Raw genomic sequence first — 11698 nt, 5'->3', positions numbered from 1 at the left:
GTGCTGATAGAATTGGACGATTTTATACCGCCCACTGCCCCCCACGATATGGCTTTGTGCATGCACAGACAAAAACTGACTCCGCTGGCGCTGGCCCTGGCCGCCGCCTTTGCCCTGAACGCCCCCGCCGCTTTCGCAGATGACGAAGAGCCGCCGATAGCCGTACCCGCCCCGCCCAAGGAGCCGGGCCAGACCGTGGTCCACGCCGACGATCTGGACGGCGAAATGAACGTGATCCTCCACGCCAAGGGCAATGTGGTGGTGACCCGGGATGACCAGAAGGTGGAGTCCGATTGGCTGGACTACTACCAGAACAAGAGCAGGGTGAAAGCCGGCGACCGCTTCCGCATGACTCGCGGCGGCGACGTGATCACCGGCACCACGCTGGACTACAACGTCGACACCTACAGCGGCACCGGCATGGACCCCGTGTTTTCCATGGCCCGGCAGAACCAGACCGCGGCCAAGCCGGCGCCCGGCGCGCAGCCCGCCAAGCCGGTCACCCTGCGCGGCGACGGCAGCCAGGTGGATTTCCAGGGACAGAACCAATATCGGGTCTACGGCAGCCGGATGACCACCTGCGATCCCGGCGACGAGGCCTGGTATCTGAAGTCGTCGCGCACCGACCTCGACTACAACGCCGGCGTCGGCGTCGCCCACAACGCCTGGATGCAGTTCTACGGCGTGCCCATCCTGTATTCGCCGTGGCTGGACTTCCCGCTCAACAGCAACCGCAAGTCCGGTTTCCTGATGCCGACCTTCAAGACCGGCAGTTCGGGCACGGAATTCTCGCTGCCCTACTACTGGAACATCGCGCCCAATTACGACGCCACCATCACGCCGCACATCAACGTCAAGCACGGCAACATGCTGGCGGGCGAATTCCGTTACCTGCAGCCAGACTACAGCGGCCGCATTTATACCGAGCAGCTGCCCAAAGACAAGCTGACCGACCAGTCCCGCTACGCCTGGAGCGCCAACCACGCCCAGAACCTCGGCAATGGGCTGGCCTTCGGCATGGATTTCAATCAGGTATCCGACAACAACTACTTCACCGACTTCGGCGACCAGGTGGCCATCGCCTCCAACGTCAACCTGAACCGGGAAGTCTGGCTGAACTACGCGCGCGCCTGGCAGGGCGGCGGCGGCAACGTCACCCTGCGCGCCCAGCGCTACCAGAACCTGACCATCAATCCGGCCCCCGGCGACATCCCCTACGCCAAGATGCCGCAGCTGACGTTCAACGCGAACCAGAGCCTGCCGGCCGGCTTCTCGGCCAATCTGATCTCGGACCTGACCCGCTTCGACCATCCCTCGCTGCAGAACGGCGAACGCTTGGTGCTCTACCCCAGCGTCAGCTGGAACTTCGACCGCAGCTGGGGCTTTCTGCGACCCAAGCTGGGCGTCAACTACACCCATTACAATCTGGACGCCTTCCAGGGCAACCCAAGCAATGTCCAGACCCGCACGCTGCCGATCTTCAGCACCGACGCCGGCCTGTATTTCGACCGCGACACCCAGTTCCTGGGACGGGACCACCTGATGACGCTGGAACCCCGGCTGTTCTACGTCAACATTCCCAACAACAAGGACCAGCTCTCGCTGCCGCAGTTCGACACATCGCTCAACGACATCAACTTCGCGCAGCTGTTCACCGAAAACCGCTACTCCGGCTACGACCGCATCAACGGCGCCAACCAGATCACCACCGCGCTGACCAGCCGCTTCATCGACCAGAGTAACGGTCTGGAACGCTTGCGCCTGGCGGTCGGCAAGCGTTTTTATCTGAAAGACGATGTCACCCAGACCGTCAACCAGCCCAGCTCCGACCTGTTGCTGTCCGCCGGCGGCGATCTGACCCGCGAATGGCGCTTCGACAGCAGCTATCAATACAACCAGCAACTGGGCATGACCGAACGCTACAACGCCCAGCTGCGCTACAACCCGGCCGCCGGCAAAGTCGCCAGCGTGCGTTACCGCTACGGCCGCTACGAGCAATTGGACAACTCCAACAACTTCGGTCCGATGCGCCAGGTGGACGTCGCCGCGCAGTGGCCCATCGCCCGCCGCTGGTACGCGATCGGCCGCTACAACTACTCCTTCATCGAACGCAAGCCTATTGAGCGGCTGGCCGGCTTCGAGTACAACGATGGTTGCTGGTCGCTGCGGATGTACAGCCAACGCTATGTCTCCGACCCGACCACCACCAAGAACGCGTGGTTCTTCCAGCTGGAACTCAAGGGCCTCGGCGCCTTGGGCAACAACGGCGTGCAGGACACGCTGCGTCTGGCCGTACCCGGCTACACCAAGATTAACGAGTAACAAAGCCTGACCATGAAAAAGACCCTGCTTGCCCTGTTGATCGCCAGCGTCATGCAAAGCGCGCTGGCGGCCCCCGCCACCCCGGTACGAGAAGTGGATCGCATCGTCGCCGTGGTCAACAAGAACGTGATCACCTGGCAAGAGCTGCAGGCGCGCGTGGACGAAGCGATCAAGCAGCTGGAATCGCAAAAGGTGGCCCCGCCGCCGCGCGAGGTGCTGGAGCGCCAGGTGCTGGAACAGATGATCACCGAGGAAGTGCAGCTGCAATACGCGGCCAGCGGTGGCCTGCGCATCGAGGACGCCGCGGTCGATCAGGCCGTGGCCAACCTCGCCAAGCAAAACAAGCTGAACGAAGCCGGCCTGAAAGCCCAGCTGGCCAAGGACGGCATCACGATGGATCGCCTGCGCGGCGACATCCGCCGCGAACTGACCATCTCCCGCCTGCGCGACAGCGAAGTGGCCTCGCGCGTCAACGTCAGCGACAACGAGGTGGATCAGGCGCTGAAGAGCGCGCAGAGCGCCAACCGCACCGAATACCACCTGGCCAGCATCCTGGTCGCAGTGCCGGAACGCGCCGACGCCAAGCAGATCGACCTGCTGTCGCAGAAGGTGCACAAGGCCCAGGCCGACCTCGCCGCCGGCCAACCGTTCGCCAAGGTGTCCGCCGCCTACTCCGACGCGCCCAACGCGCTGAAGGGCGGCGACATGGGCTGGCGCAGCGCCACCTCGCTGCCGCAAGAGTTCGTCCAATTGCTGGAGCAGCTGAAAGTCGGCGCCGACACCGACGTCATCCGCACCCAGCAAGGCTTCTTCATCTTCAAGCTGGTGGACAAACGCAGCGGCGGCGCGCCGATGATGGTGGAGCAGTACCACCCGCGCCACATCCTGATCCGCACCAACGAGGCGGTGTCCGAAGCCGACGCCAAGGCCCGCATCGACCAGGTGCGCGACCGCATCATGCGCGGCGCCAAGTTCGCCGACATGGCCAAGCTGTACTCGGAAGACGGCAGCAACGCCAAGGGCGGCGACCTGGGCTGGGTGAACCTGGGCGACCTGGTGCCGGAATTCGAGAAGGTGATGGTGTCGCAACCGATCGGCCAGGTGTCGCAGCCGGTGCGCACGCCGTTCGGCTGGCACCTGATCCTGGTGGAAGGCAAACGCAACCAGGACGTGTCCAGCGACCACGAGAAGATGGCGGTCAAGCAGCAGATCCGCTCGCGCAAGATGGAACAGGCCTACACCGACTGGGTGCGCCAGCTGCGCGACTCCGCCTTCGTCGAAGAACATCTGGACGAGAAGTGATGGCTAGCCGGCCCGTTCTGGCCGTCACCGCCGGCGAGCCGGCCGGCATCGGTCCCGACCTGGTTTTGCGGCTGCCCGAGCTGGCGCCTGATACCCGCTGCGTGGCGATCGCCGACCGCGGCCTGCTGGCCTGGCGCGCCGCGGCGCTGGGTCTGGATGTGGAACTGGCCGACTATCGCCCCGGCCTGCCGGCGCCCGCCGGCGCGCTGGAGGTGCTGCACGTGCCGCTGGCCAAGCCCGCCGAAGCCGGCCGGCTGAATCCGGCCAACGGCCGCTACGTGCTCGCCACGCTGGACGCGGCGATAGACGGCTGCGTGTCCGGCGAATTCGCCGCGATGGTGACCGCGCCGGTGCACAAGGGCGTGATCAACGACGCCGGGGTACCGTTCACCGGCCATACCGAGTATTTGGCCGAGCGCACCGGCACCAACAAAGTGGTGATGATGCTGGCCGGCGGCGGCATGCGCGTCGCGCTGGCCACCACCCACCTGCCCTTGCGCGAGGTCGCCGACGCGGTCACCGCGCCGCTGCTGTTGGAGGTGATCCGCATCCTGCACGCCGACCTGGCCGGCAAGTTCGGCATCGCCGCGCCGCGCATCCTGGTGGCCGGCCTCAACCCGCACGCCGGCGAGAGCGGCCACATGGGCCGCGAGGAAATCGACGTCATCGAGCCGGCGCTGGACGCGCTGCGCGCCGAAGGCATCAATCTGATCGGCCCGCTGCCGGCCGACACGCTGTTCAATCCCGACAAGCTGGCGCAAGCCGACGCGGTGCTGGCGATGTACCACGACCAGGGCCTGCCGGTGTTGAAACACGCCAGCTTCGGCGCCGGCGTCAACATCACGCTGGGCCTGCCGATCATCCGCACTTCGGTCGATCACGGCACCGCGCTGGACCTGGCCGCAGCCGGCCGCGCCGATCCGGGCAGCCTGGTCGAGGCGGTGCGGCTGGCGGAGCAGCTGGCGCAACGCTCGTCGCGCCGCTGACCTCCGTCTCGCCGCTCAGCGCACCACCACCTGGTCCGGCAGCTCGTTGACGAAGGACTCGCCGTCCCGCGGCGCGTGCTTCAGCAGCACCTCGTGGATGCGGCTCAGCCCCAGCTCCAGCCCCGCCACGTGGTCGCGGGCGGCGAAGGCCCGCTGCATCTCGGCGCAGATGCCGGCCCACTCGCCGGCCGCCACCCGGCGGTTGATGCCGCGGTCGGCGACGATTTCTATCCGCCGCTCCGCCAGCAACAAGTACACCAGCACGCCGGTGTTCTCTTCGGTGTCCCACACTCTCAGCTCGCCGAACCACTGCAGCGCCCGCTGGCGCGCGCTCATGCCGCGCCAGGCGGCGCGCCAGTCCAACGCCGATTCCACCACGAAACGCAATTGCCCGCGGTGAGCCCGCTCCGATTCGGCGATCCGCCGCTCCAGCCGCTTCAGCTGGACCGCCGGGAATTGCCGCCGCGCCTGCCAGCCGGTGCTGCACAGGTGGCGCCATGCGCGTTGCCATCGATTCATTTCACCAGTCTCCCGAAGCGCCGCCGCCGCCGAAATCCCCGCCGCCGCCCGACCATCCGCCGCCGGAGCTGGGGCCTCCCCCGCCTCCGCCGCCCCAATTGCCCCAGCTGGCCAGCGACAGGCCATGCTCGCCCAGAACCAGGCACAGGCCGGCGGCCACCGCGCCGATCAGCAAGGCCATCATCACGCCGGCGCCCAGCACCACCGACAGGCCGATGCTGAGGCAGCCGATGATGAAGCTGCCCACCAGCCGGCCGAACAGCTTGCCGGCCACGCCGGAGCCTATCAGCAGGAAGAAGGCCAGCAGCGGCCAGCTTTCGCCCCAGCCGCCGCCCTGCGCGGCTTGCCTGGCCGGCTCAGGCAGCTTCTCACCGTCTATCAGGCCCTCGATCTGCGCCGCCGCCGCCTGGATGCCCTGGAAACGCAGGCCCTGCTTGAACAGCGGCCGCAGCGTATCCTGCAGGATGCGCTTGGCGTAGATGTCCGGAATCGCGCCCTCCAGGCCGCGCCCGACCAGCAGCTGGGTCTTGTGCGAATCGGCGACGATCAGCAGCAGCGCGCCGTCGTCCACGCCCTTGCGCCCCAGCTTCCAGCTATCCATCACCCGGGTGCCGTAATCAAACGGCGTTTCCGGGTCGACTGCCGGCACGATCAGCACCGCCAGCTGGCTGCCCTTGCGCTGATGGAAATCCAGCAGCTGCTTCTCCAGCTCGCCGCGCTCGGCGTCGGTCAGGAAGGCCGCCTGGTCAATCACCGGCGCGGTCGGCGGCGGCACCGCCAGCTCGGCCCGCGCGACGCCCGCCAGCAGGCACAGCGCGAGCCACAGCCAGACCCATGCGCGGCTCATTTCACTTGCCTTGCTGGTCGAAGTTCACCTGCGGCGGCGCGGAGATCGCCTTCTCGTTCTCCACGGTGAAGTTGGGGCGGGTCTTCAGGCTGAACATCATCGCGGTCAGATTGTTGGGGAAGCTGCGCACGGTGACGTTATAGGCCTGCACCGAATCGATATAGCGTTTGCGCGCCAGCGCGATGCGGTTCTCGGTGCCTTCCAACTGCGCCTGCAGATCGCGGAACGACTGGTCGGCCTTCAGCTGCGGATAGTTTTCCGACACCACCAGCAGGCGGGACAAGGCCGAGCCCAGCTGGCTCTGCGCGGCGGAGAACTGCTTGAGCTTGTTCTCGTCGGTGGCCGCCGCCGCGTCCATCTGGATGCTGCCGACGCGGGCGCGCGCCTCGGTCACCTGGGTCAGCACGTCCTTCTCGTGTTTGGCGTAGCCCTGCACCGTCTTCACCAGATTGGGAATCAGGTCGGCACGGCGCTGATACTGGTTCAGCACTTCGGACCAGGCGGCGTTGGCCGCCTCGTCCTGGGACTGCATCGCGTTGTAGCCGCAGCCGCTCAGCGTGGCCGCCAGCGCGAAGACCAGCAATAGTTTCTTCCACATGATCGTCATCCTCTCGATAGTGCGAAACGCCCCGCGAGGAAGCGTTCAAAACCGATAGCTTACCGAAAAACGCCGGCGCGCCGGAAATCGAAAAACTCATGGACATGGAAATCCATAGCACAAAATGACACGAATAGCGGCAGGCCGCGCCATCCCCATTAAATAAAATATTCTATTCGCTCCCCATGAATATGGCTCATGCAAACCGGCAATATCTTGATCTAAAGAGGAAAAACCCTATTCAACTCGTATTTTTCGCAGCGCAGCAATTGGGATACACTGACAGGCATTCCTCTAATAAGACCCAGCTTGCGGACAAATGACAGCCATCACCAGCGAACAACGCCTGCGGGAGATCCCGTACAACTACACCTCGTATTCCGACCGCGAAATCGTGATCCGCCTGTTGGGCGAGCCGATGTGGCAATTGCTGGACGAATTGCGCGGCGCGCGCAAGACCGGCCGCTCCGCGCGGATGCTGTTCGAAGTGCTGGGCGACATCTGGGTGGTGGACCGCAATCCTTACCTGGTGGACGACCTGCTGGACAACCCCAAGCGGCTGGCCGCGCTGGTGGAGGCGATGCGCCACCGCTTGACCGAGATCGAGAAACGCCGCGACGGCAACGACAAGGTGCAGCGGATGATCGCCGCCGCCCGCGAGGCGGTGGACGAATTCGCCCGCCAGTTCGACGAAACCCGCGAGCTGCGCGCCCGGGTGCTGAAGAAGCTGACCCGGCTGACCCGCCGCGACAATATCCAGTTCGACGGCCTGTCCCGCGTCGCCCACGTCACCGACGCCACCGACTGGCGCGTCGAATACCCGTTCGTGGTGCTGAGCCCGGACAGCGAGGCCGAGATGGCGCCGCTGGTGCGCGCCTGCATCGAGCTCGGGCTCACCATCATCCCGCGCGGCGGCGGCACCGGCTACACCGGCGGCGCGGTGCCGCTGGACCGGATGAGCGCGGTGATCAACACCGAGAAGCTGGACCGCCATCTAGGCGTGGAGCACATCGAGCTGCCTGGGCTGGACGGCAAGCGCGCCACCATCCATTGCGGCGCCGGCGTAGTCACCGCCCGCGTCTCCGAAGCCGCCTACGCCGCCGGACTGGTGTTCGCGGTGGACCCGACCTCGGCCGAGGCCTCCTGTATCGGCGGCAATATCGCGATGAACGCCGGCGGCAAGAAAGCCGTGCTGTGGGGCACCACGCTGGACAACCTGGCCAGCTGGAAGATGGTGGACCCGGACGGCCGCTGGCAGCTGGTGGAGCGCATCGGCCACAACTACGGCAAGATCCACGACGTGGCCGAGGCGCGCTTTTGCGTGTCGCGGCTGGCCGACGACGGCAAGACCGTGGAGGAAAGCCGCGAGCTGGTCATTCCCGGCAGCGCCTTCCGCAAGGTGGGCCTGGGCAAGGACGTCACCGACAAATTCCTGGCCGGCCTGCCCGGCGTGCAGAAGGAAGGCTGCGACGGCATCATCACCAGCGCCCGCTTCGTGCTGCACCGGATGCCGGGCCATACCCGCACCGTCTGCCTGGAGTTCTTCGGCACCGTGGCCGAGGCCACGCCGGCCATCGTCGAGATCACCGACCTGTTCAAGCCGGGCGGCGCCTGTCTGGCCGCCGGCGTGCAGCTGGCCGGCCTGGAGCACCTGGACTGGCGCTACGTGCGCGCGGTCGGCTACGCCACCAAAGCCAAGAGCAAGGGCCGGCCCAAGATGGTGCTGATCGCCGACATCGTCTCCGACGACGAGAACGCCGCCGCCGAGGCCGCCAGCCAGGTGGTGCGCATCGCCAACGCCCGCCATGGCGAGGGTTTCATCGCGGTGACGCCGGAGGCGCGCAAGACCTTCTGGCTGGACCGCAGCCGCACCGCGGCCATCGCCAAGCACACCAACGCGTTCAAGATCAACGAGGACGTGGTGATCCCGCTTCCGCGCCTGGGCGACTACAGCGACGGCATCGAGCGCATCAACATCGAGCTGTCGATCGCCAACAAGATCGAACTGCTGGATACGCTGACCGAGTACTTCCACGGCCGGCTGCCGGTCGACAAGATGGACACCAACCTGCCGTCGGAAGAGCTGATCGGCGACCGGCGCGCCGCCGCGCTGTCGCTGTTGGCGGTGCACCGCGACCGCTGGCAGTGGCTGCTCGACCACATGGACGCGCACTTCCACGAGTACGCGGCCCGCTGGCCGGACGCGCCGCTGGAAGACGCCGCCGCGCGGCCGGACACCGTGTTCCACGCGCTGCGCGACTTCGCGCTGCGCGTCAGCTGGAAGCGCGAGGTGCTGGCCGAGCTGGAGCAGATCTTCTCCGGCAACGCCGCCGCCGGCATCCGCGCCGCCATCCGCGAGCTGCAGAAGCACGTGCTGCGCGGCCGAGTGTTCGTCGCGCTGCACATGCACGCCGGCGACGGCAACGTGCACACCAACCTGCCCGTCAACTCCGACAACTACCGGATGCTGCAGACCGCCCACCACGCGGTGGAGCGCATCATGGCGCTGGCGCGGCGGCTGGGCGGCGTGATCTCCGGCGAGCACGGCATCGGCATCACCAAGCTGGAATTCCTCAGCGAAGACGAGATCGGCCCGTTCCGCGTCTACAAGGAGCTGGTGGACCCCAACGGCCACTTCAACCGCGGCAAGCTGCTGCCCGGCGCCGACCTGCGCCTGGCCTACACGCCGTCATTCTCGCTCTTGGGCGCGGAATCGCTGATCCTGGAGCAGTCCGACATCGGCGCGATCAACGACTCGATCAAGGACTGCCTGCGCTGCGGCAAGTGCAAGCCGGTGTGCTCCACCCATGTGCCGCGCGCCAACCTGCTGTACAGCCCGCGCAACAAGATTCTCGGCGTCGGCCTGCTGACCGAGGCCTTCCTGTACGAGGAGCAGACCCGCCGCGGCGTCAGCCTCAAGCATTTCGAAGAGCTGTCCGACGTGGCCGACCACTGCACGGTCTGCCACCGCTGCGTCAAACCCTGCCCGGTGAAGATCGATTTCGGCGACGTGTCGGTGGCAATGCGCAATTTCCTGCGCAAGGCCGGCCAGAAGAAATTCAACCCCGGCACCGCGCTGGGCATGGCTTTCCTCACCGCCAAGGACCCGGCGACGATCAAGACCATACGCGCCGGCCTGGTCGGCGTCGGCTACAAGGCGCAACGGCTGGGCAACCAGGTCGGCAAGCGGCTGGGGTTGATCGGCGGCCAAAAGAAACAGCCGCCGGCCACCGTCGGCCCGGCGCCGATCAAGCAGCAAGTCATCCACTTCATCAACCGGCCGATGCCGGGCGGCCTGCCCAAGAAAACCGCGCGCGCGCTGCTGGATGTGGAAGATCCGCACATCGTGCCGGTCATCCGCAACCCCAAGGCGGCCGAAGACGCCGAGGCGGTGTTCTACTTCCCCGGCTGCGGCTCGGAGCGGCTGTTCAGCCAGGTGGGCCTCGCCACCCAGGCGATGCTGTGGCATGTCGGCGCGCAGACGGTGCTGCCGCCGGGCTACCTGTGCTGCGGCTACCCGCAGACCAGCGCCGGCTACCAGGACAAGGGCGACGCCATCACCACCGAGAATCGCGTGCTGTTCCACCGCGTCGCCAACACGCTGAACTACCTGGATATCAAGACCGTGGTGGTCAGCTGCGGCACCTGCTTCGACCAACTGGCCCACTACCGCTTCGAGGACATCTTCCCCGGCTGCCGCGTGATCGACATCCATGAGTACCTGATGGAAAAGGGCGTCAAGCTGGACGGCATCCAGGGCCAGCAGTATCTCTATCACGATCCCTGCCACACGCCGATGAAAACCCACCAGCCGCTGAAGGTGGTCAACGAGCTGATGGGCGGCGGCGTGCCGCTGTCCGACCGCTGCTGCGGCGAGGCAGGCACTTTCGCCGCCAGCCGGCCGGACATCGCCACTCAGGTGCGCGCGCGCAAGGAGGAGGAAATCCGCGGCAATCTGCAGGCGCTGACCGGCGGCCAGCCGCCGGCCAGGCCGGTGAAGATCCTCACCTCCTGCCCGTCCTGCCTGCAGGGCCTGTCGCGCTACAACGACGACACCGGCACTGAAGCCGACTACATCGTGGTGGAGATCGCCCGCCACCTGCTGGGCGAGAACTGGCTGCCGGAATACGTGGCCCGCGCCCGCGACGGCGGCATCGAAAGGGTGCTGTTGTAACTCCGTCCCCGGCCCTTCCCCCCAGGAAAGGCCGGGGCTTGACCTTGCCCTTGCGGCAAGGTCCACACTGGCTCCATCCGCCACCACACGTTTCGACTCATGCTCACCATCGGACAACTGGCTCGCTGCTACGGCCTCAGCACCAAGACGCTGCGCCACTACGACAGCATCGGCTTGTTCCGCCCGGCGCTGACCGGCCGCGGCAACGGCTACCGCTACTACCTGCCGGCGCAGGTGGCGGAGCTGGGCCGCGTCGTCATGCTGCGCGAGCTGGGCCTGCCGCTGGACGAAATCGCCAGGCTGCTGCCCGCCGACGACGCGGCCCTGCGCCGCGCGCTGCGCGAGCATGCGGCGCGGCTGCGGGATGAGATCGAAACGCGGCGCGAGCGGATCGCGCGCATCGAGCACCGACTCGACCAACCCGAATGGAGCCAGACCGCCATGCAAACGCCCGACATCGTCAACCTGCCCGCCTTCCGCGTCATCGGCCTCGCCTGGAGTCCCCAGGACGAGGGCGACATCCCGGCCATGTGGCAGCGTTTCCTCGAACGCGAGCACGAGATAGCCGACGCCCGCCCCGGCAGCAGCTACGGCCTGTGCCAGCCTTTGCCAGACGGCGGCTGGCGCTATCTCGCCGCCTTGCAGGCAGCGGCGGACGCGCCGGTGCCGGACGGCATGGCGGCGGTCGATGTTCCCGCCCAGCGCTACGCCCGCTTCCGCCACGTCGGCCCGGTGGACGGCCTGTCCGCCACCTTCCGCGCCATCCACGGCAGCTGGCTGCCGGCGGCCGGCCTGGAAGCGATGGACGGCATCGAATTCGAATACATGGACCAGCGCTTCATCGCGCCCAGCCACCCGGACTCGCTGACCGAGCTGTACATCCCGATTCGCTGACGAATAATCCATTCGCATAGCACGATGTGATAAATTGCCGGGTCCGCCACTCTGGA

At 66.6% G+C, this 11698-nt stretch carries 8 protein-coding genes; 5 read left to right on the top strand and 3 right to left on the bottom strand.

The window, feature by feature from the left end; all coding sequences use genetic code 11:
• Positions 1 to 60: 60 nt before the first annotated feature.
• From BKX93_RS16295 to pdxA, 3 genes are read left to right on the top strand one after another with little or no spacing between them, the layout of a single operon-like run.
• Complete coding sequence (locus BKX93_RS16295) at positions 61 to 2322, top strand: LPS-assembly protein LptD (RefSeq protein ID WP_070980622.1); 2262 nt, start codon at positions 61 to 63, stop codon at positions 2320 to 2322.
• A 12-nt stretch (positions 2323 to 2334) separates the two neighbouring features.
• A complete protein-coding gene (locus BKX93_RS16290; RefSeq protein ID WP_021477434.1) occupies positions 2335 to 3624 on the top strand; it encodes a peptidylprolyl isomerase in 1290 nt (429 codons plus the stop codon).
• On the top strand, positions 3624 to 4610 hold the full coding sequence (gene pdxA / locus BKX93_RS16285; protein WP_070980620.1) for a 4-hydroxythreonine-4-phosphate dehydrogenase PdxA: 987 nt from the start codon (positions 3624 to 3626) through the stop codon (positions 4608 to 4610). The genes BKX93_RS16290 and pdxA overlap by 1 nt, the downstream gene beginning before the upstream one ends.
• Before the next feature lie 15 nt (positions 4611 to 4625).
• On the opposite strand, the gene BKX93_RS16280 is transcribed toward pdxA, so the two are convergent.
• From BKX93_RS16280 to BKX93_RS16270, 3 genes are read right to left on the bottom strand one after another with little or no spacing between them, the layout of a single operon-like run.
• Complete coding sequence (locus BKX93_RS16280) at positions 4626 to 5129, bottom strand: TPM domain-containing protein (RefSeq protein WP_046167193.1); 504 nt, start codon at positions 5127 to 5129, stop codon at positions 4626 to 4628.
• A 1-nt stretch (position 5130) separates the two neighbouring features.
• Entirely contained in the window at positions 5131 to 5976 is an 846-nt protein-coding gene (locus BKX93_RS16275) for a TPM domain-containing protein (protein ID WP_070980618.1), read from the bottom strand.
• Between the two features lies 1 nt (position 5977).
• Entirely contained in the window at positions 5978 to 6574 is a 597-nt protein-coding gene (locus BKX93_RS16270; RefSeq protein ID WP_390115190.1) for a LemA family protein, read from the bottom strand.
• A gap of 319 nt (positions 6575 to 6893) precedes the next feature.
• On the opposite strand from BKX93_RS16270, the gene BKX93_RS16265 reads away from it, so the two are divergent.
• On the top strand, positions 6894 to 10748 hold the full coding sequence (locus BKX93_RS16265; protein WP_070980617.1) for a DUF3683 domain-containing protein: 3855 nt from the start codon (positions 6894 to 6896) through the stop codon (positions 10746 to 10748).
• Between the two features lie 99 nt (positions 10749 to 10847).
• Complete coding sequence (locus BKX93_RS16260; RefSeq protein WP_070980615.1) at positions 10848 to 11642, top strand: MerR family transcriptional regulator; 795 nt, start codon at positions 10848 to 10850, stop codon at positions 11640 to 11642.
• Positions 11643 to 11698 lie beyond the last annotated feature (56 nt).

The sequence above is a fragment of the Chromobacterium vaccinii genome (assembly GCF_001855275.1).
Classification (GTDB): Bacteria; Pseudomonadota; Gammaproteobacteria; order Burkholderiales; family Chromobacteriaceae; genus Chromobacterium; species Chromobacterium vaccinii.
The sequence above is the reverse complement of the archived record's forward strand: the minus strand, read 5'-3'. Positions and strand labels throughout refer to the sequence as shown.